The sequence below is a fragment of the Rhodobacter capsulatus genome (assembly GCF_005144475.1).
Taxonomy (GTDB): Bacteria; Pseudomonadota; Alphaproteobacteria; order Rhodobacterales; family Rhodobacteraceae; genus Rhodobacter; species Rhodobacter capsulatus_C.
Genome location: NZ_SWJZ01000082.1, coordinates 64,361 through 82,461, shown reverse-complemented (window position 1 = coordinate 82,461; position 18,101 = coordinate 64,361). Strand labels below are relative to the sequence as shown.

The window sequence follows — 18,101 nt, the reverse complement described above, 5'->3', positions numbered from 1 at the left end:
CGCAATTGTCGCCCCGTCCTGCCTCAGGCTAAGGTGCCACGCAAGCAAAGTTTGCGCGAGGGTTTCATGGCGAAGGCGTGGCATTACGCATGGGCGGGCAAGAGCGAAGGCCCGGTGGACGAATTGGTGATCCGCGATCTGATCCGGGCCGGACGGGTCAAGGCCGACACGCTGGTCTGGTCCGGCGGGATGGCGAATTGGGAACGGGCAGACCGGCATTTCGCCTTTGCACCCCAGCCCTTTGCCCCGGCAGCGCCGCCGCCGGCCGGACCGCCCGCGATGCCGGGCGCCGCCGCCTTTGGCGGGACGGGCTATCCGGGCGCAGCCTATCCGGGGGCCGGATCCTATGGCGCAGCCGCTTCGGGTGCCGCCCCCGCGCGCAGCTTCCCCGAGGCGATCAAGGTCTGCTTCCAGAATTATGTCACCTTCCGGGGCCGGGCAAGCCGCTCGGAATATTGGTGGTTTTTCCTGTTCTGCCTGCTTTTGGGCTTTGTCGGCGGTTTTCTGGAAGCGGTGATGGGCCGCGACGGCGCGGCGCTGAGCGGCCTTGTCTCGCTGGCGACCTTTCTGCCCTCGCTCTCGGTGACGGTGCGGCGACTGCATGACACCGACCGCTCGGGCTGGTGGGTCGGCGGCTTCTATCTGGCGTTCATCCCGGTCGGCCTTCTCATCGGCCTTCTTGCCGCCGCAGCTCAGGCGAACGGAAGCCCGCCGGATGCGACGGCGCTTGGCCTTTTCGGGATCCTGTTCCTGCTGATGATGGGCTACAGCATCACGATGCTGGTGTTCATGTGTTCGCGCGGCACGCCGGGGCCGAACCGCTTCGGCTGAGCCTCAGGCGGCCTCGAAGCTGATGCGGTGGCGCAGGAACTGCGTCGCATGCATCGAAACCGAGGCCGCATCGCCGGTGGTGATGAATTTCGACACCGTGCCCGGGCCCAGGAATTCGGGCTTGCGGGTCAGATAGTCGGCCAGGCTTTCGGCCACCAGATTGGCCTGGGAATAGACCTTGACCTGCGGCCCCAAGGCCTCCTGAAAGGTCTTTTGCATCAAGGGGTAATGGGTGCAGCCGAGGATCGCCGCCTCGGGGTGCGGCATCCGGCGCTTGAGCGCCTCGACATGCGAGCGCACCAGCGCCTCGGCCAGAATCTCGTCCCCCGCCTCGATCGCATCGACGACGCCGCCGCAGGGCTGCGCCTCGACATCGACCCCGATGGCGCGATAGGCCAGCTCGCGCTGGAAGGCGCGCGAGGCCACAGTGGCGGGCGTCGCGAACAGCGCCACATGTTTCACAGCCACTTCGCGCGGCGGGGAATTGTCGCCCCATTGCCGTTCGGTCAGCGCCTCGATCAAGGGCACGAAGACGCCCAGCACCCGCTTGTCCTTCGGGATCCAGTGTTCCTGCATCTTCTTCAGCGCCGCGGCGGAGGCGGTGTTGCAGGCGAGAATCACCAGATCGCAGCCCTCGTCCCACAGCCGTTCGACGCCGCGGCAGGTCAGGTTGTAGATGTCGTCGGGGGTACGCACGCCATAGGGCGCATGGGCATTGTCGCCGTAATAGACGAAGGCCACCTCGGGCAGCCGTTTCGAGACCGCCTCATAGACCGTCAGACCGCCCAGCCCACTGTCGAAAACACCAACTGCCATGCCTGTCTCTCCACCCGTTTGCGCCTGAACCGCGCTTTCCTTGGTTCTAAGCCTCTCGGACGCGGAAATAAACGCCAATTGCGCGCGTTGGCCCTCCCGCAACCTCTGCATGGATGCACAAAAGTCGCTGCGACAACAAAGTTTACGCGCTAACAGTGAATTTGGCCGAAAGCCATTTGTGAAGAGACGGCGTTTTAGGTATGCAGCCGATGCAGAACGGGTATGAACAGGTGGCGTCGTGCAAGGCATGGACTGGGACAAGTTGCGCATCTTCCACGCGGTGGCGGATGCCGGGTCGTTGACCCATGCCGGCGATGCGCTGCACCTGTCGCAATCGGCCGTCAGCCGGCAGATCCGGGCGCTGGAAGAATCGCTTGGCACCACCCTCTTTCACCGCCATGCCCGCGGCCTGATCCTGACCGAACAGGGCGAATTGCTGTTCGACGCCACCTCGACGATGGCGAAAAAGCTGGATGCCGCCGCCGCGCGCATCCGCGACAGCGAGGAAGAGGTCTTCGGCGAGCTGAAGGTGACGACCACGGTCGGCTTCGGCACGATGTGGCTGGCGCCGCGGCTGGTGAAGCTTTACGACCGCTATCCCGATCTGAAGATCGACCTATTGCTTGAGGAACGGGTGCTGGATCTGCCGATGCGCGAGGCCGATGTGGCGATCCGGATGAAGGAACCGGCGCAGGCCGACCTGATCCGCAAGCGGCTGATCAACATCCGGATGCGGCTTTATGCGACGCCCGAATACATCGCCCGCGCCGGCCGCCCCGAGCGGATCGAGGAAATGTCGAAACACCGGCTGATCTGCCAGAACCCCGCCACGCCGCAGGTGCAGGCGGGGGCGCAGCTGACCCAAAGCGTGATGGCGCATGGCGTGCCTTCGACGCTGATGGTGAACAATTATTTCGGCGTGCTGCAGGGCGTCCTGAACCATATCGGCGTCGGCGTGCTGCCCGATTATCTGACCGCCGATTTCCCGCATCTGGAACGCGTCCTGCCCGCGGTCGAGTCGGTCGAAGTGCCGGTCTTTCTGGCCTATCCCGAGGAACTGCGCTCCTCGCGCCGGGTCAATGCCTTCCGCGATTTCGTGCAGGAAGAGATCCTCGCCTATCGCCGCGCGCAGACCGGCGATACGGCCGTCGAGTGAGCCCGGCAGGCCTGCAACTGCCAAGCGAAACCAGACATTCGCGCAACGCATAGCAGCCATGCTGCACCCGCAGCATGATTCTCCTTGAACCGTTCTTATTCTGCCCATAAATCGGGCTTCGAAGGCGATGAGTTGCGGAAACGCGCATCACCTTCTACCTCCCTGTTGGACTAAGGCCGAGCTTGTCTCGGCCCTTTTTTTATTCTGCGGCAGGGTGTCGTTTCGGATCAGCGGCATGTCGCTTCGCCGCGCCGTCGCCCCCTGCGTGCATCGGCGCGTGCATCGGCGCCACGCCGCGCGGGCAAAAACCTTGCGCAAGCCCTGCTCTCCCCTTCCCCGACCGGCCCCGATGTTCTAAGGGAAGCCAAAGCCGATGCCGGAGGAGCCGATGACCGAGCCGCAGATCACCCCCGACCTGATTGCCGCCCATGGGCTGAAACCGGATGAGTATCAGCGCATCCTCGAGATCATCGGCCGCGCGCCGAGCTTCACCGAGCTGGGCATCTTCTCGGCGATGTGGAACGAGCATTGTTCCTACAAGTCGTCCAAGGTCTGGCTGCGCACCCTGCACACCACCGGCCCGCAGGTGATCTGCGGCCCCGGCGAAAACGCGGGCGTCGTCGATATCGGCGACGGGCAGGCGATCATCTTCAAGATGGAAAGCCACAACCACCCCAGCTACATCGAGCCGCATCAGGGCGCGGCGACGGGCGTAGGCGGCATCCTGCGCGACGTCTTCACCATGGGCGCCCGGCCGATCGCGGCGATGGACAGCCTTTCGTTCGGCGTGCCGAGCCATCCGAAAACCCCGCATCTGGTGAAGGGCGTGGTCGAGGGCGTGGGCGGCTACGGCAACTGCTTCGGCGTGCCGAACGTCGGCGGCGAAGTGCGCTTTCACAAAAGCTACAACGGCAACTGCCTGGTGAACGCCTTTGCCGCGGGTCTCGCGCAGACCGACAACATCTTTTACTGCGCCGCCTCGGGCGTCGGCATGCCGGTCGTCTATCTGGGCGCCAAGACCGGTCGCGATGGCGTCGGCGGGGCCACCATGGCTTCGGCGGAATTCGACGACACGATCGAGGAGAAACGCCCGACCGTGCAAGTCGGCGACCCCTTCACAGAAAAATGCCTGATGGAAGCCTGCATGGAGCTGATGCAGACCGATGCGGTGATCTCGATCCAGGACATGGGCGCCGCGGGCCTGACCTGTTCGGCGGTGGAAATGGGCGACAAGGGCGGGCTTGGCATCAAGCTGAACCTTGACGCCGTGCCGCAGCGCGAAAAGAACATGAACGCCTATGAGATGATGCTGTCCGAAAGCCAGGAACGCATGCTCATGGTGCTCAAGCCCGAGAAAGAGGCCGAGGCGCGGGCGATCTTTGAAAAATGGGATCTGGATTTCGCCATCGTCGGCGAGACGATCGCCGAAGACCGCTTCCTGATCGTGCACAAGGGCGCGGTGAAGGCCGATCTGCCGCTGTCGAAACTGTCTTCGGCGGCGCCGGAATACAACCGTCCCTGGGTGGAGACGCCCGCCGCGGCGCCGCTGGGCGCGCTGCCGGACATCACCCCCATCGCGGGTCTGAAGGCGCTGATCGGCTCGCCGAACTATGCGGCGAAAAACTGGGTGTTCGAGCAATATGACACGCAGGTGATGGGCGACACCGTGCGCCGTCCGGGTCTGGGCGCGGGGGTCGTGCGGATCCATGGCACCGACAAGGCCGTGGCCTTCACCAGCGACGTGACGCCCCGCTACGTCAAGGCGAACCCGTTCGAGGGCGGCAAGCAGGCGGTGGCGGAAGCCTATCGCAATCTCTCCGCCGTGGGCGCGTTGCCGCTTGCGACGACCGACAACCTGAATTTCGGAAATCCCGAAAAACCGGAAATCATGGGCCAGTTCGTCGGCGCGATCAAAGGTATCGGCGAGGCCTGCAAGGCGCTGGATTTCCCGATCGTCTCGGGCAACGTCTCGCTTTACAATGAAACCGACGGCTCGGGGATCCTGCCGACGCCGACGATCGGCGCGGTCGGTCTGCTGAAATCGCTCGACGATCTGATCGGCGGGCTGCCGGAGGCGGGCGATATCGCGCTGGTGATCGGCGTCACCCATGGCCATCTGGGCCAATCGGCGCTGGCCGCCGAGGCGTTCGGGATCGAAGCGGGCGACGCGCCGCCGGTCGATCTGGCCGATGAACGCAAGCATGGCGAATTCATCCGCGCCAATGGCCGGGTGCTGAAAGCCGCGGCCGATCTGACCGATGGCGGTCTGGCGCTGGCGGCCTTCGAGATGGCCGAAGCTGCCGGGATCGGCGTGCAGCTTGACAGCAGCGACATCGCCCAGCTGTTCGGCGAGGATCAGGCCCGGTATCTGGTCGCCTGCGACGAGGCCGGGGCCGAAGCGCTGGAAGCCGCGGCGCAGGCCGCGGGCGTTCCGCTCGACCGCGTCGGCATCTTCGGCGGCACGACGGTCGCCCTTGGCGCCGACACCGCGCCGCTGGCCGCGTTGAGCACGCTTTACCGCACCGCCTTCGCCGCCGCCGTCGAAGGCTGAAAACGCACGCTCCGGGGCGGGCACAAGCGCCGCCCCGGAGTTCGGCGAGATTTGCCCCCGTCCCGATACCCGTCCTCGCCGCGGCGCTTGCCCGCTGCGTCACTTGGCACGCGCAGCCGGTGCTTGGCCCTTGTCGCCCCTGCGCCCGCGGCCTAGATTGATCCCAGAACAAGGAGTTGCCCATGCCGATGGAAGCCAGTGACATCGAAGCCCTGATCCGCGCCGGGTTTCCCGATGCGAAGATCACCATCACCGACCTTGCCGGGGACGGCAACCATTGGGGGGCCGAGGTGATCGACGCCTCGTTCAAGGGGCTGAACCGGGTGCAGCAGCAACGCGCCGTCTTCGCCACGCTGAAAGGCGCGATGGACGGGCCGAATGCGCCGCTGCATGCCCTTGCCCTGACCACCAAGGCCGAATGAGCCGCGGTTCACGTTTCGCAGAAAGGACCCCTCCCATGACCGCACTCGACCAGATCAAGGCCGACATCGCCGGAAACGACGTCATCCTTTACATGAAGGGCACGAAGGACATGCCGCAATGCGGGTTTTCCAGCCGCGTCGCGGGCGTGCTGAACTACCTTGGCGTGACCTACAAGGACGTCAACGTCCTGGCCGACGCCGAGGTGCGTCAGGGCATCAAGGACTATTCCGACTGGCCGACGATCCCGCAGCTTTACGTCAAGGGCGACTTCGTCGGCGGCTGCGACATCGTCACCGAAATGATGCTCTCGGGCGAGCTGGACAAGCTTTTCGACGACAAGGGCATCACCTATGACAAGGGCCGCGCCGACCAGATCCGCGCCGCCAACGCCTGAGGACCCGCCCCGGGCCCGATCCCGAAAGCCCCGCCTCGGCGGGGCTTTTCCATTTTCGGAACATTCAGAGTCTTGCGAAAAACGGGTCGATATCCCAATAGGCCAGCAGATGGTCGGCCCGGTCGCAATCCATGCCCAGAAGCTGCATCGCATGCACATCCATGCTGATCAGCGCCGCCAGCCGATAGCCCTGCATCGCCGCCTCGCGCGCGGGGCTGCCTTCCGCAAAAGAGCTTTCGATCGCCGAAGCCGCCGAAACCAGCGTGAAGCCCAGTTCCAGCGGCGGCTCCTCGGGCCAGCGATCGACCATGTCGCGCACCAGACTGCGCCAGGAGTCGTCCGCCCGCAGCAGCCGTTCGATGGCAAACGCCACCCGTTCTTCGATTCGCAACGCCATCATCGTCATGATCACCTCAAATGTCGCCAGAATGCGCAAAACGGCTTTTGCTGCAACGATTTCCCGCCGGTTTTGCGAAGTTTCGGCACGTCAGAGTAAATCGCGGGCGGAATTTGCGCCTTTGCCGGTCATTGAAGCCCGGGGCGGCAACCGCTAGCCTGCCTGCACGCAACCACAGGCCCGCCATGACCGATCCCCAGCTTCGCAACCCCGGCACCCCCCTCGACCGCAGCTGGTTCGAGGAGATCGCCGTCAACACCCCCGCCGCCGAGGCCCGCGCCGCGCATCTGCTGGCCAGCCGGTCGCTGAAGAGGCAATGGCAGGCGGCCTGGCTGGTGAATGCCATCCGCTGCATGGACCTGACGACGCTTTCGGGCGACGATACGGAGGCGCGGGTGGCGCGGCTTTGCGCCAAGGCGCGGCGGCCGCTGGCCGATCACATCCTGTCGGGGCTTGGGCTGGACACGCTGACCACAGCGGCCGTCTGCGTCTATCCGACGATGGTGGCGGCGGCGATCAAGGCCTTGCGGGGCACGGATATTCCCGTGGCCTCGGTGGCGACGGGCTTTCCCGCCGGGCTGATGCCGCTGCCCCTGCGGCTGGCCGAAATCCGTTACGCGGTCGAGGAGGGCGCGGCGGAAATCGACATCGTGATTTCGCGCGCGCTGGTGCTGCGGGCCGATTGGGCGCAGCTGCATGACGAGATCGCGGCGATGCGCGAAGCCTGCGGCGCGGCGCATATGAAGGCGATCCTGGCCACCGGCGATCTGCAGACGCTGTCGAATGTCTACAAGGCCGCGATGGTGGCGATGCAGGCTGGGGCCGATTTCATCAAGACCTCGACCGGCAAGGAGGGGGTGAATGCCACCCTGCCGGTGTCCTTGACGATGGCCCGGGCGGCGCGCGACTATGGCGCGCGGACCGGCGTGAAGATCGGTTTCAAGCCCGCGGGCGGAATGAAGACCGCCAGGGATGCGCTGAACTGGCAGATCCTGATGAAGGAAGAACTGGGCACCGACTGGCTCCGGCCCACGCTGTTCCGTCTGGGCGCCTCCTCGATGCTGGGCGATATCGAACGCCAGCTTGAGACCCATGTCACCGGCCGCTATGCCGCCAGCCACCGCCACGCGCTTGCCTGAGGGAAAGATGCCTTCCGTGAACGAGATCCTCGAGACGATGGACTATGGCCCCGCCCCCGAAGCCTCGGGCGAGGTGACGGCCTGGCTGCAGGCCCGCGGCCGCTTTGGCCATCTGATCGGCGGGGCGATGACGCCGCCCGGCACGGTCGTCGCGGTGCAAAACCCGGCCACGGGCGAGACCCTGGCCGAGGTCACCCGGGGCAGCGCGGCAGAAGTGGCCGCGGCGGTCGCCGCCGCGCGCGCCGCCGCCCCCGGCTGGGCGGCGCTGTCGGGGCATGAGCGGGCGAAATGGCTTTATGCCATCGCCCGGACCCTGCAGAAACGCGAGGCGTTTTTCAGAATTCTGGAAGTTCTGGATAGTGGAAAGCCGATCCGCGAGACCCGCGACTTCGACCTTCCGCTGGCCATCCGCCATGTCTACCACCACGCCGGCTGGGCGGAATTATGCGCTGACGATTTTCCCGGCCTTGTGCCCCGGGGCACCGTCGGAGCGATCCTGCCCGCGCAGGCGCCCCTTCTGATGCTGGCCGCGAAGGTCGCCCCGGCGCTGGCCGCAGGCAATACCGTGGTGCTGAAACCGGCCGAGGCAACACCGCTCTCGGCGCTCGCCTTTGCCGAGATCTGCCTTGAAATCGGCCTGCCCGCCGGGGTTTTGAACATCGTCACCGGCGACGGGGCGACCGGCGCCGCGCTGGCCGCCGCCCCCGTCGAGCAGATCGTCTTCACCGGCACGACCGAGGTCGGCCGCGCGCTCCGCAGGGCCACGGCGGGCGCGGGCAAGGCGCTGACGCTGGAGCTTGGCGGCAAGTCGCCCGTCCTCGTCTTTGCCGATGCCGATCTGGATGCCGCCATCGAAGGCGTCGTCGCCGCCGCCTGGACCCATCAGGGGCAGATCTGTGCCACCGGACCGCGGATCTTCGTCGCCGAGGCCGTGGCCGAGACCTTCACCGCCCGCCTGCTGACCCGGCTGCAGAAACTGCGGCTTGGCGATCCGCTCGACAAATGCACCGATCTGGGGGCGGTCCTCTCGCCCGCGCTTCTGGCGCAGCTGCACGCGCTTTTGGCAAAGGGCATCGCCGCGGGCGCGCGGCTGATCACGGCGGAGCCCCCCCTGCCTGCCCGCGGCACCTTCTGCGCGCCGGGCCTGCTGATCGACGCATCCCCCGCAAACCCCTGTGTGACCGAGGATCTCTTCGGCCCCATCGGCACGCTGGCCAGCTTCCGCACCCCCGCCGAGGCGGTCGAACTGGCCAATGCGACGCGCTCCGGTCTGGCGGCCTCGGTCTGGACCGAAAACCTGACGCTGGCGCAGGATGTGGCGGCGAAACTGGCGGCCGGAACGGTCTGGATCAACTGCCACCTCCTGCTTGATGCCGCCGCGCCCTGCGGCGGCAGGCGCGACAGCGGCTTTGGCCGCAGCGGCGGGCGGGACGGTCTGCGGGCCTTCCTGCGCCGCCCCGCGACGGCCCCGGTGCCAGAGGCCCCTGCCCCGGATTTCAACCCCGCCCCCAGCCCCGAGCCCGCCCTGCCGCAGCCGATCGACCGCACCGCGAAGCTTTACCTCGGCGGCGCGCAGAAACGCCCCGAGGGCGGGCAAAGCTGGCGCGTCACGCATCAGGGGCAGGAGATCGGCCTTGCCCCCCTTGGCGGGCGCAAGGACATCCGCAACGCCGTCGAGGCCGCGCACAAGGCGGCGGGCTGGTCGAAGCTGACCGGGCACGCCCGCGCGCAGGTGCTTTATTTCCTCGCCGAGAACCTGTCGCTGCGCGCCGCGGAATTCGAGGCGCGTCTGACCGGGACCGGCCATGATCCCTCCGAGGTCGCGCAGACGATCCGGCTGGCCTTCCGCGCCGCCGCGCTGGCCGACAAGATCGAAGGCGCGGTGATCCAGACGAAATCGCAGCTGCTGACCCTGACCCGGCCCGAGCCCTGGGGCGTTCTGGGCATCGCCTGCGCCAACCGCCAACCGCTGTTGGGCCTGGCCGCGCTGGTGCTGCCCGCGATCGCGGCGGGCAACCGCGTGGTGGCGATCCCGGCGATGGCGCAGCCCCTTGTGGCGGCCGATTTCGCCCAGGTGCTCGACACCTCGGACGTGCCGGGCGGCGTGGTGAACCTGATCTCGGGCCCGCGCGACGATCTGGCGAAGGTGCTGGCGGGCCATGACGATGTGGCGGCGCTCTGGTATGCGGGCAGCCCCGAGGGCGCCGCGATGGTGGAACGCGAAAGTGCCGCCAGCCTGAAGGCGACCTGGTGCCCGACGCTGCGCGACTGGGCGGCGCAGGAGATGCGGGAAACCCTGGAACAGGCGACGCAGACGAAAACCATCTGGATGCCCTACGGCATGTAAGCGAAAACCGCGCCCGAATCCCGGACGCGGTTCCCTTCATCTTTCGCGAAATCCCTCGGGGTGAGAGGGGATCGCGCCACCTTCCGGTGGAAGGGGGCCCGATCGAAAGGGCGGCCCGTGGCAGCCCGGCGGGGCAGCGCCCCCGGCCGTCGTCACTTCTTCCCGGTCAGATCGTCGAACATGCCCCGGGCCTTGTCGACGCCCGATTCGGCGCGGTCGGTCACATCCTCGATCGCATCGGCGACATCACCCAGCACCGGGTCGATCGCATTGCGCCGGAACTGGATCCACAGCGCCCGCACCGTCAGGATCGCCATCGCAAGCAGCGTCAGGAAGATGATGTTGAACCACGGAATGATCGAGACCTCGGGCCCGTCCACGCTGCGGATCGAAACCGCGTTCGGGAAGATCGAGAACAGCTCGCTGCGCCAGCCGTAATAGGTCATCACCCCCCATTTCGGCGCCTCGCCCGTCGATTGCAGGTCGGCCGCCCGGGTCGACAGGTTCGCGGTGTCGAATTTGAAATAGGGCGGCCAGCCCCAGCCCGTGTCCTCGTTGCGATAGACGACCGGCTTGCCCTCGGGCGTCACCGCCGAGATGAACTGCACGTCATAGCTGCTTTGCGTGCTGGTCTTCACCTTCGGCCCCGACCAGAAGATGCTGGTCCAGCCGCTCGGATCCTGCCGTTCCTGATAGATGTTGACGACCCGCACGACTTCGTGCCGGGGCAGGGTGTAGTGCAGGAAGCTGCCGAAGATCACCGCGATCAGCAGCCAGAAAACCCATTTGACGTATCCCATGCTCACCTCTCAGTTGGCGAAATAGACAAGTGCGCCCACGACCGCGAAGGGCAGCAGCATCACCAGACGCAAGATGCGCTGCGGCAGGCTGTTTTCCCATGCGGCCATTCCGCTCTTTAGATAGGCATCGAAATCCAGCGCATCACCCGCGCCCTCATTCCAAGCCGCCTCGAGCGCTTCACGTTTTCGCGACGCCAGCGACAATCGCAAGACCCAATATCCCGATATCGCCATGACGGCGAGCAAGACCAGCAATCTGCCAAATCCGACCATTTTTCGTCCCCGACCAGTCCGAACATGTGACAGGACCGCGGACAAGACACCACGTTCCCGAACAGCCCGACCCGCCCGGCATGCGCACTGTCTGCGCCCAAATGCGAACCAAGATCCGCTTCGACCCTTTGGTCAGGAAAACTCACAAATTCGTCAGCGACCAGATGCGCCGATGCCGCAGGGGGAAAATCCGCCCGGACGTTGCGCGATCCACACGGCGGGCAGGGGGGCGCTGCCCCCTCGGCCTGCGGCCTCCCCCCGGGATATTTGCACCAAGGTGAAAGGCGCCCGTTTATCTTGCCTCAAATATCCCGGGGGTGAATTTCGGCGCAGCCGAAAGAGGGGGCGGCGCCCCCTGCCCGGGCCGCCTCACTCGAGGCGGAACACCTTGTCGCGCGCGGTCTCGCCCCGGATCAGGGTCAGCCGCGATTTCGCCACGCCCAGGCTTTTGGCGAGCAGTTTCACCACCGCCGCATTGGCCTTGCCGGCCTCGGGCACCACCGTCACATAGGCGCGCAGGCCATCTTCCGCCAAGACGATCTCGTTGCGCGAGGCCTTGGGGGTCACGCGCAGCGCGATTTCCGCGCCCGGTTGCGCAAGATGGCTCAGATCACTCATGCCCCCTTCTACCGCGCCCGCCCGGCCGGGCAAGGCCCGTCCTTGCAATCCGTGCCGCGACCGCCGATATCTTGCGCAGACAGGAGATGTGCGATGGAGATTCCCCCCGGCACCGTCAATCGCGCCCTGCGCGACGCGACGACCCTCACCTTCCTTTCCACCCGCCGCTCGCGGCCGCCGAAGCTGCTCGCCGCCCCGGCGCCCGACCGCGCTGCGCTGCGCGAGATCCTGACCATCGCCGCGCGCGTGCCCGATCATGGCAAGTTGGAACCCTGGCGCTTTGTCGTGCTGGAAAAGCCCGCGCTGGAACGGCTGGCCGACGAAGCCGCGGTATTCGCCGCCACCCATCTTCTGCCCGAGGAGGTGGCGGCCAAGGGCGTGTCGCAATTCGCGCAAAGCCCGCTCTGCGTCGCGCTGATCGCCGTGCCCCGGCCCACCGAAAAGGTGCCCGCGATCGAGCAGACCCTGTCGGTTGGCGCGGCGGGGATGCAGCTTCTGAATGCCGCGCTGGCCGCGGGCTGGGGGGCGGCCTGGCTGACCGGCTGGGTGGCGCATGATCTGCGCTTTGCCGCCCCGGCGCTGGGGCTGGCCCCCGGCGAATGGGTCGCGGGGCTGATCCATATCGGCACCGAGACGGCGCCGCCGCCCGAACGCCCCCGCCCCGATCTTGACCGTCTCATCACATGGGTAAGCGCATGATCTTCGACATCTTCCTGCGCGGCTGGGCCGATCTGGCCCGTCCCGGCGCGCTGAAAGTTCTGCTCAAGGGCATCGGCCTCGCCATCCTTCTGCTGCTCGTCGTCTGGTTCGGCCTCTTCGAGCTGATCGGCTGGTTCGTTCCCGACACGATCACCCTGCCCTTCTTCGGCGAAATCGGCTGGATCGACCCGGCGCTGTCGATCGCCTCGATCGGCGTGATGCTGATCGCCTCGGTCTTCCTGATGGTGCCGGTGGCCTCGATCTTCACCGGCTTCTTCCTCGACGAGGTGGCCGAGCTGGTCGAGCGCCATCATTACCCCGGCCTGCCGCCGGTGCGTCGCCTCGGCCTGTCGGAAACGCTGGGCGACAGTCTGCGGTTTTTCGGCGTCGTGCTGGGGGCGAACCTTGTCGCGCTGATCGTCTATCTGTTTGTCGGGCCCTTGGCGCCCGTCGTCTTCTTCGCGCTGAACGGCTATCTGCTCGGGCGCGAATATTTCCAGATGGCGGCGGTGCGGCGCATGGGCCGGGCCGAGGCGAAGGCGCTTTATGCGGCCAACAAGGGCACGATCTGGGCCTCGGGCGCGCTGATGGCGCTGCCGCTGACGGTGCCGGTCCTGAACCTGGCCGTGCCGGTGGTGGGGGCCGCGGCCTTCACCCATCTGTTTCACCGGCTGGCGCAGCGGTAACCGCGCCAGCCGAAAGCCTTACACCTGCTCCAGCTCGATCAGGCAGCCGTTGAAATCCTTCGGATGCAGGAACAGCACCGGCTTGCCATGCGCGCCGATCTTCGGCTCGCCGGTGCCCAGCACCCGGGCGCCTTCGGCCTTGAGCTTGTCGCGTGCGGCGAGGATATCCTCGACCTCGAAGCACATGTGATGGATCCCGCCCGAGGGATTCTTGTCCAGAAAGCCCTGAATCGGGCTGTTTTCACCAAGAGGGTAAAGAAGCTCGATCTTCGTGTTGGGCAGTTCGATGAAGACCACGGTCACGCCGTGGTCCGGCTCGTCCTGCGGCGGATTTACTTTTGCGCCAAGCGTGTTGGCATATTGCGCCGACGCTGCCGCAAGATCCGGCACGGCGATGGCGACATGGTTCAGACGTCCGATCATGGTGGGCCTCCCTTTGCTTTTCCCCGCATAGGGGGGCGAAAACCGCGATGCAAGCCTGGCTTTCGTTGTTTGCGTTAACCCAACGTTAGGCAAATGCAACGTTAACTCATGGGACCGCAATTCCTCTGCCAGGGTGGCGCCATGACCGACGATCTGAACTCCTTCCTCTCCTGCCGACCCGCCACCGCGGAACGCCCGTTGCTGGGGTTGACCGTGCTTCTGGTCGAAGACAGCCGCTTCGCTTCCGAGGCGGTGCGGCTTTTGTGCCTGCGTTCGGGGGCGCGGATCCGCCGCGCCGATTGCCTGCGCTCGGCGCATCGGCATCTGGCCACCTACCGCCCGAACGTGGTGGTGGTGGACATGGGCCTGCCCGACGGTTCGGGGGCCGATCTGATCCGCCATATCAAGGCCCATGGCCCCGGCAGCCCGGCGGTGATCGGGCTTTCCGGCGATCCGGGGATGATGCCCCAGGCGATGGCGGCGGGGGCGGATGCCTTCATGGAAAAGCCGCTCGATTCGCTGGTGGCCTTTCAGGCCCGGGTGCTCTCGGTCCTGCCGCCCGATGTGCGCCCGGCCGGGGTGCGGCCGATGAACGACGACAAGGTCTCGCCCGATCCGCTGGCGCTGCGCGACGATCTGAGCCATGTGGCCGAGGTTCTGGCCGCCGGTCCCGATGGCGCGGTGCTGGGCTATGTGGCGCAATTCCTCGCCGGGGTGGCGCGCTCGGCGCATGACGGCGATCTTGAATCGGCGGCCACCGCTTTGGGCGGCAAGACCGCCCCCAGCCCGGCCGCGATCTCGCGCCTCACCGGGATCGTGCAGGCCCGCCTTGCCGCAGCTTCGGGGTTCTGAGACCGCGCGCCCCGGGGTGATCTGGACAAGGGCGTATTTGGACCAAGAAGAAACCCGCGGCTTTTTCCTGGCTCAAATACGCAAAGCCCTACTGCCCAGCCAGCACCGGATCCGCGGCAACGCGCACCAGCCGCGTCAGGTCCGAGAGGCGCTCGATCTGATGCCCCTTGGCATCGAAATTCGAAGGGGAGAGCCAGGCCTCATAGGCTTCCTGCAGGCCCGGCCAATCCTTGTCGGTGGCGGCAAACCAGGCGGTGTCGCGGTTGCGCCCCTTGACGATCGCGGCTTGCCGGAACGTGCCCTCGTAGCTCAGCCCCAGCCGTTCGGCGGCCCGGCGCGACGGGATGTTGAGCGCGTCGCATTTCCATTCGAACCGCCGATAGCCGGCCCGGAACGCCCAGGACATCATCAGGATCATCGCCTCGGTCGCCGCGGTCGAGCGCGAGAGCCCGCGCGACAGGTTGATGTGCCCCAGTTCGATCACCCCCATGTCTGGCGTGATTCGCAGATAGGACATCACCCCCGAGGCCAGCCCCGTCTCCTTTTCCACCACCGCATAGAACAGCGGATCGCGCGAGGCCGCCATGTCGCCGACCCAGCGGATATAGCCCGCTTCGGAGGGGAACGGCCCATAGGGCAGGTAATCCCAGATCGCCTCGTCCGCGCTGTTGGCGCGAAACAGCGCATCAGCGTGGCGTTCCTCCAGCCGCTCCAGTCGGCAGGCCCGGCCGTCGATCACCCTGGCATCGGGAAACCGCGGCGCCGTCCAGCCGGTCACCGCCTCACCAAATCGTTTCATCTTCACCCTCCCCTTTCGGATCAGGCTAACCGCCCGGACGCGACGACGCAATTGTCGCGCAAAGGCACGAATGTTTCCCGATTCCCGCCGCAATCCGGCGGGATGCTGATTGATGTTCCCCCTGCCAGAGGACCGTGATGAAAGCCCGAGCCCAGCGCCTTTTGACCGACCAGCGCCTGATCGACGTGGCGCATTGGACCAGCTTCAGCCTCGGCGCGACCAGCCTGGCCATCGCCGTCGGCGGCACCGCCTGGACCGCCTTCTTCACCTGAGTCACGCCAGAAAGCGCGGGTCGGTCCCCATCTCGAGCCCCGGAAAGATCGTGCGTTCCAGCGCGTCGCGCGGCGTGCCGAAAAGCCCCGCCAACGCCCAGGCGGCATAGGCGCGGCTGTCGGCCGTCGGCATAAGGTCGCGCCCGGCATACAGATCGGCTTCGGCCAGACCCGGCCAGCGGCCATAGACCTTGCCGCCCTTCAGCGCGCCCCCCGCCATCACCATCGCGCCGCCGGTGCCGTGATCGGTACCCGCCGTGCCATTCTGCCGCGCCGTGCGGCCGAATTCCGTCATCGCCAGCACCAGCGTTTCCCCCCAGACCGGGCCAAGCTCCGTCTTCAGCGTCGTCAGCGCCGCCGCCAGCTGCTCGGCCGGGCGGCGCAGGGCATTGACCTGACTGCGATGCGTGTCCCAGCCGGTCAGCGAAAAGGCCGCAATCCGTGCCGCGCCGCGCAGCCGTTCCGCGGCAAAGGCCGCCAGAGGATCGCGGCCGGGCACCTTCACCCCCTCGGGCTTGCCCGGGCGCCGCCGCGGCGCGGGCACCGCCTCGTCCCCGACCATCTCCGCCTCGGGGGTGGTCATCCGCAGCGCATCTTCCGCGGCATCGCGAAACAGCGGGTCGTCGTGATAGATCGATTCGAGCAGCCGCCGCCCCTGCGTGGACAGGCCCAGCCAGGCCTCGGGCGTCCAGGACATCGTCGGCGCCGCGCCGGACAGGATGCGCAGCTCCTCCTCGCCGACCGAATAGGCGGTCTCGGCCGTGGCCCCGGGCAGGCTTTGCAACAGCCGGTTCAGCCAGCCATCGCGGATCATCGACACCGGCACATCCATGCCGGTCCCGGCTTCCAGCATGTCCTGGCCGTCGAAATGGCTGCGCTTGTCGCGGTAGGGGGTGGAGACGGCATGGGCAAAGCCCAGCTCGCCCGCCGCCCACATCGGCAGAAGCTTCGGCACCAGCAGCGGATGCAGCCCGAAGAACCCGTCCAGATCCGCCGCCCCCGCCGCGGGCCCGAGGGCGAAGCCGGGCCGCAGCTGCGCCAGCAGCGGATCGCCATGGGGCTGCACGATATCAAGCCCGTCCATGCCGCCGCGCAGGAGGATCACCACCAGCCGCCGATCCCCCGGCACGGCGGCAAAGGTGACCGCGGTCGTCAACGGATGCGCCGCCGCCGAACACCCGGCCAGCAGCGCGCTTTTCAGCAAGAAACGCCGTGTCAGCATCGGTTCATCTCCTTGTGAATTCGACCGAGGCCAGCACCAGCGCCACCGCCTCGGCCCGGGTTTCCGCCCGCGGCACCGCCTGCGCCAGCGCGGGGGAAAGCCGCGGCCCCAGCGCCGCTTCGGCAAAGGCCATCGGATCCGCAGGCCGCACCCCCAAGAGCGTCTGCACCCGCATCGCCCAGTTGATCCGCGCCGCCAGCTGCTGCGCCGAGATCCATTCGGCCTCCTCCTCGGGCCAGCCATCGGGGCCGTCCGTGACCAGCCAGGATTGCCCCATCGCCCGCATCGGCGCGAGCGCCGTGGCGCGGATCATGCGCTCGTCGCAGGCCATCACCGCCGCCCCGTCCAGACCCAGCGCCCGAAAGCCGGTGGCGACATGGTCGAAGGGCTGGCGGACCTTGGCAAACTGCGACTGCCGCGCCGCCGGATGCGTCAGCAGCACCCGATAGACCGGCATCAGCTCGCCCCCGGCCGCGGCATAGGCCTCGGCCATCGCCGTCACCAACGCCGGATCGGGCTCGGGGCTGACGAAATGCACCGCCAGTTTCCACGCCAGATGCCGCGCGGTATCAGGATGCAGCGCCAGCGCCTCCAGCACGGCGTGAATATCCTCAAGCCGCGCCGGATCGCCGCCATAGCTTTTGCCCAGAACCGTTTCGGCCCCCGGTTCGGCCAGATTCGGCGCAAAGGCGAAATCCTCGCCCGAATCCGCCTGCATGCCGGTGAACAGCTCGGCCAGCTGACGCACATCCGCCTGCGTGTAGCGCCCGCCCACCCCCAGCGTGTGCAGCTCCATCACCTCGCGGGCGAGGTTTTCGTTCAGCCCCAGCCCGGGGCGTTTTTGCGCGCGGCGCGAATTCGGCCCGATCGAAAAGGTCTGATCCAGATAGATCAGCATCATCGGATGGGTTTCGGCCACCCGCAGCAAGGTCTTGAAATTGCCGGTGATATGGGGGCGCAGCGCCTCGCCGTGGGCACAGGACAGACCGACATCCTGACGCCGCTTCGCCATCACGGTGAAATGGTCGCGCCAGAACGCCCAGAGCCTTTCGCGAAAGCCGTCCGGCGCCTCGACCGCGCGGGCCAGCGACAGCTGCAGATTGTCGCGCAAGAGCCCCGCCATGTGCTGCTTTTGCGCAGTCAGCGCCGCTTCGGCGGCCTCGGCCCCGGCCGGATCGGCATGTTTGGCGGCCTTCCGCGCGGCCTGAAAGCGTCGGCCTTCGGCCAGCGCCTGCGCCGTGGTCAGCCCCGGCCAGCGCGCCGCCAGATCATCGGCACCGGAGAGCGTCGCCAGCATCGTCTCGGCATCGGCAGGACCGGGCTTGCCCGGCGCGGGGCCGTAGCCGAAGCGCACCTGCGCCAGTTGCGAAAATTCCATCCTGCCCTCCCGCCCAGACGCCTGC

21 protein-coding genes are annotated in these 18,101 nt (G+C 67.0%); 12 read left to right on the top strand and 9 right to left on the bottom strand.

Annotated features, from left to right (window positions below; genetic code table 11):
• The first annotated feature begins 66 nt into the window (after positions 1-66).
• Positions 67-831, top strand: a complete 765-nt coding sequence (locus FBT96_RS16620; protein ID WP_013066296.1) for a DUF805 domain-containing protein — start codon at positions 67-69, stop codon at positions 829-831.
• Positions 832-834: 3 nt separating this feature from the next.
• On the opposite strand, the gene FBT96_RS16615 is transcribed toward FBT96_RS16620, so the two are convergent.
• A complete protein-coding gene (locus FBT96_RS16615) occupies positions 835-1,647 on the bottom strand; it encodes a glutamate racemase (protein ID WP_136908584.1) in 813 nt (270 codons plus the stop codon).
• Between the two features lie 247 nt (positions 1,648-1,894).
• On the opposite strand from FBT96_RS16615, the gene FBT96_RS16610 reads away from it, so the two are divergent.
• The 4 genes from FBT96_RS16610 to grxD all read left to right on the top strand — a co-directional run bounded on the left by FBT96_RS16610 (position 1,895) and on the right by grxD (position 6,171).
• On the top strand, positions 1,895-2,803 hold the full coding sequence (locus FBT96_RS16610) for a LysR family transcriptional regulator (RefSeq protein WP_136908582.1): 909 nt from the start codon (positions 1,895-1,897) through the stop codon (positions 2,801-2,803).
• A gap of 388 nt (positions 2,804-3,191) precedes the next feature.
• Positions 3,192-5,354 (top strand): phosphoribosylformylglycinamidine synthase subunit PurL, encoded by a 2,163-nt coding sequence (gene purL / locus FBT96_RS16605; RefSeq protein ID WP_136908580.1) that lies wholly within the window; start codon positions 3,192-3,194, stop codon positions 5,352-5,354.
• A 182-nt stretch (positions 5,355-5,536) separates the two neighbouring features.
• Positions 5,537-5,776, top strand: a complete 240-nt coding sequence (locus FBT96_RS16600; protein WP_013066292.1) for a BolA/IbaG family iron-sulfur metabolism protein — start codon at positions 5,537-5,539, stop codon at positions 5,774-5,776.
• Between the two features lie 35 nt (positions 5,777-5,811).
• Positions 5,812-6,171, top strand: coding sequence for a Grx4 family monothiol glutaredoxin (grxD, locus tag FBT96_RS16595; protein WP_136908578.1), 360 nt, complete (start codon positions 5,812-5,814; stop codon positions 6,169-6,171).
• Between the two features lie 64 nt (positions 6,172-6,235).
• Here grxD and FBT96_RS16590 read toward each other — a convergent pair whose 3' ends face one another.
• Positions 6,236-6,544, bottom strand: a complete 309-nt coding sequence (locus FBT96_RS16590; RefSeq protein WP_169583537.1) for a hypothetical protein — start codon at positions 6,542-6,544, stop codon at positions 6,236-6,238.
• On the opposite strand from FBT96_RS16590, the gene FBT96_RS20830 reads away from it, so the two are divergent.
• From FBT96_RS20830 to FBT96_RS16580, 3 genes are read left to right on the top strand one after another with little or no spacing between them, the layout of a single operon-like run.
• Complete coding sequence (locus FBT96_RS20830) at positions 6,531-6,725, top strand: hypothetical protein (RefSeq protein ID WP_169583535.1); 195 nt, start codon at positions 6,531-6,533, stop codon at positions 6,723-6,725. The two genes, FBT96_RS16590 and FBT96_RS20830, sit on opposite strands and share 14 nt — an antisense overlap.
• A 28-nt stretch (positions 6,726-6,753) precedes the next feature.
• Positions 6,754-7,707, top strand: a complete 954-nt coding sequence (deoC, locus tag FBT96_RS16585) for a deoxyribose-phosphate aldolase (protein WP_136908574.1) — start codon at positions 6,754-6,756, stop codon at positions 7,705-7,707.
• Positions 7,708-7,714: 7 nt separating this feature from the next.
• On the top strand, positions 7,715-10,054 hold the full coding sequence (locus FBT96_RS16580; RefSeq protein WP_136908572.1) for an aldehyde dehydrogenase family protein: 2,340 nt from the start codon (positions 7,715-7,717) through the stop codon (positions 10,052-10,054).
• Between the two features lie 152 nt (positions 10,055-10,206).
• Here the strand turns inward: FBT96_RS16580 and FBT96_RS16575 are convergent, their stop codons facing one another.
• The 3 genes from FBT96_RS16575 to FBT96_RS16565 all read right to left on the bottom strand — a co-directional run bounded on the left by FBT96_RS16575 (position 10,207) and on the right by FBT96_RS16565 (position 11,745).
• On the bottom strand, positions 10,207-10,854 hold the full coding sequence (locus tag FBT96_RS16575) for a DUF1523 family protein (protein WP_136908570.1): 648 nt from the start codon (positions 10,852-10,854) through the stop codon (positions 10,207-10,209).
• A gap of 9 nt (positions 10,855-10,863) precedes the next feature.
• Positions 10,864-11,127 carry a hypothetical protein gene (locus FBT96_RS16570; protein WP_136908568.1) on the bottom strand — a complete coding sequence of 88 codons (264 nt, stop codon included), beginning with the start codon at positions 11,125-11,127 and terminating at the stop codon, positions 10,864-10,866.
• 369 nt (positions 11,128-11,496) lie between these two features.
• Entirely contained in the window at positions 11,497-11,745 is a 249-nt protein-coding gene (locus FBT96_RS16565; protein WP_136908566.1) for a DUF167 domain-containing protein, read from the bottom strand.
• A gap of 93 nt (positions 11,746-11,838) precedes the next feature.
• On the opposite strand from FBT96_RS16565, the gene FBT96_RS16560 reads away from it, so the two are divergent.
• Both FBT96_RS16560 and FBT96_RS16555 read left to right on the top strand, forming a co-directional pair.
• Positions 11,839-12,444, top strand: a complete 606-nt coding sequence (locus FBT96_RS16560) for a nitroreductase family protein (RefSeq protein ID WP_136908564.1) — start codon at positions 11,839-11,841, stop codon at positions 12,442-12,444.
• Positions 12,441-13,130 carry an EI24 domain-containing protein gene (locus FBT96_RS16555; RefSeq protein ID WP_136908562.1) on the top strand — a complete coding sequence of 230 codons (690 nt, stop codon included), beginning with the start codon at positions 12,441-12,443 and terminating at the stop codon, positions 13,128-13,130. The genes FBT96_RS16560 and FBT96_RS16555 overlap by 4 nt, the downstream gene beginning before the upstream one ends.
• A gap of 18 nt (positions 13,131-13,148) precedes the next feature.
• On the opposite strand, the gene mce is transcribed toward FBT96_RS16555, so the two are convergent.
• Complete coding sequence (gene mce, locus FBT96_RS16550; protein WP_013066282.1) at positions 13,149-13,553, bottom strand: methylmalonyl-CoA epimerase; 405 nt, start codon at positions 13,551-13,553, stop codon at positions 13,149-13,151.
• A gap of 141 nt (positions 13,554-13,694) precedes the next feature.
• Between mce and FBT96_RS16545 the strand changes: the two genes are divergently transcribed.
• Positions 13,695-14,405, top strand: coding sequence for a response regulator (locus FBT96_RS16545; RefSeq protein ID WP_136908560.1), 711 nt, complete (start codon positions 13,695-13,697; stop codon positions 14,403-14,405).
• An 88-nt stretch (positions 14,406-14,493) separates the two neighbouring features.
• Here FBT96_RS16545 and FBT96_RS16540 read toward each other — a convergent pair whose 3' ends face one another.
• On the bottom strand, positions 14,494-15,204 hold the full coding sequence (locus tag FBT96_RS16540) for a GNAT family N-acetyltransferase (protein WP_136908558.1): 711 nt from the start codon (positions 15,202-15,204) through the stop codon (positions 14,494-14,496).
• 137 nt (positions 15,205-15,341) lie between these two features.
• On the opposite strand from FBT96_RS16540, the gene FBT96_RS21470 reads away from it, so the two are divergent.
• On the top strand, positions 15,342-15,476 hold the full coding sequence (locus FBT96_RS21470) for a hypothetical protein (protein WP_283234941.1): 135 nt from the start codon (positions 15,342-15,344) through the stop codon (positions 15,474-15,476).
• Position 15,477: 1 nt separating this feature from the next.
• Here the strand turns inward: FBT96_RS21470 and FBT96_RS16535 are convergent, their stop codons facing one another.
• Together FBT96_RS16535 and FBT96_RS16530 are read right to left on the bottom strand one after the other, a co-directional pair.
• Positions 15,478-16,698, bottom strand: coding sequence for a DUF1501 domain-containing protein (locus FBT96_RS16535; RefSeq protein WP_136908556.1), 1,221 nt, complete (start codon positions 16,696-16,698; stop codon positions 15,478-15,480).
• Positions 16,699-16,702: 4 nt separating this feature from the next.
• Positions 16,703-18,076 carry a DUF1800 domain-containing protein gene (locus FBT96_RS16530; RefSeq protein WP_136908554.1) on the bottom strand — a complete coding sequence of 458 codons (1,374 nt, stop codon included), beginning with the start codon at positions 18,074-18,076 and terminating at the stop codon, positions 16,703-16,705.
• Between the last annotated feature and the right edge of the window lie 25 nt (positions 18,077-18,101).

Excerpts from the sequence above, each read along its gene's own strand:
- mce (WP_013066282.1), bottom strand. The coding sequence starts at position 13,553 with ATGATCGGACGTCTGAACCATGTCGCCATCGCCGTGCCGGATCTTGCG.
- FBT96_RS21470 (WP_283234941.1), top strand. The coding sequence starts at position 15,342 with ATGAAAGCCCGAGCCCAGCGCCTTTTGACCGACCAGCGCCTGATCGAC.
- grxD (WP_136908578.1), top strand. The coding sequence starts at position 5,812 with ATGACCGCACTCGACCAGATCAAGGCCGACATCGCCGGAAACGACGTC.
- FBT96_RS16540 (WP_136908558.1), bottom strand. The coding sequence starts at position 15,204 with ATGAAACGATTTGGTGAGGCGGTGACCGGCTGGACGGCGCCGCGGTTT.
- FBT96_RS20830 (WP_169583535.1), top strand. The coding sequence starts at position 6,531 with ATGGCAAACGCCACCCGTTCTTCGATTCGCAACGCCATCATCGTCATG.
- FBT96_RS16570 (WP_136908568.1), bottom strand. The coding sequence starts at position 11,127 with ATGGTCGGATTTGGCAGATTGCTGGTCTTGCTCGCCGTCATGGCGATA.
- FBT96_RS16600 (WP_013066292.1), top strand. The coding sequence starts at position 5,537 with ATGCCGATGGAAGCCAGTGACATCGAAGCCCTGATCCGCGCCGGGTTT.
- FBT96_RS16580 (WP_136908572.1), top strand. The coding sequence starts at position 7,715 with ATGCCTTCCGTGAACGAGATCCTCGAGACGATGGACTATGGCCCCGCC.
- deoC (WP_136908574.1), top strand. The coding sequence starts at position 6,754 with ATGACCGATCCCCAGCTTCGCAACCCCGGCACCCCCCTCGACCGCAGC.
- FBT96_RS16615 (WP_136908584.1), bottom strand. The coding sequence starts at position 1,647 with ATGGCAGTTGGTGTTTTCGACAGTGGGCTGGGCGGTCTGACGGTCTAT.
- FBT96_RS16565 (WP_136908566.1), bottom strand. The coding sequence starts at position 11,745 with ATGAGTGATCTGAGCCATCTTGCGCAACCGGGCGCGGAAATCGCGCTG.
- FBT96_RS16530 (WP_136908554.1), bottom strand. The coding sequence starts at position 18,076 with ATGGAATTTTCGCAACTGGCGCAGGTGCGCTTCGGCTACGGCCCCGCG.
- FBT96_RS16555 (WP_136908562.1), top strand. The coding sequence starts at position 12,441 with ATGATCTTCGACATCTTCCTGCGCGGCTGGGCCGATCTGGCCCGTCCC.
- FBT96_RS16560 (WP_136908564.1), top strand. The coding sequence starts at position 11,839 with ATGGAGATTCCCCCCGGCACCGTCAATCGCGCCCTGCGCGACGCGACG.
- FBT96_RS16545 (WP_136908560.1), top strand. The coding sequence starts at position 13,695 with ATGACCGACGATCTGAACTCCTTCCTCTCCTGCCGACCCGCCACCGCG.
- FBT96_RS16575 (WP_136908570.1), bottom strand. The coding sequence starts at position 10,854 with ATGGGATACGTCAAATGGGTTTTCTGGCTGCTGATCGCGGTGATCTTC.
- FBT96_RS16535 (WP_136908556.1), bottom strand. The coding sequence starts at position 16,698 with ATGCTGACACGGCGTTTCTTGCTGAAAAGCGCGCTGCTGGCCGGGTGT.
- FBT96_RS16610 (WP_136908582.1), top strand. The coding sequence starts at position 1,895 with ATGGACTGGGACAAGTTGCGCATCTTCCACGCGGTGGCGGATGCCGGG.
- FBT96_RS16620 (WP_013066296.1), top strand. The coding sequence starts at position 67 with ATGGCGAAGGCGTGGCATTACGCATGGGCGGGCAAGAGCGAAGGCCCG.
- purL (WP_136908580.1), top strand. The coding sequence starts at position 3,192 with ATGACCGAGCCGCAGATCACCCCCGACCTGATTGCCGCCCATGGGCTG.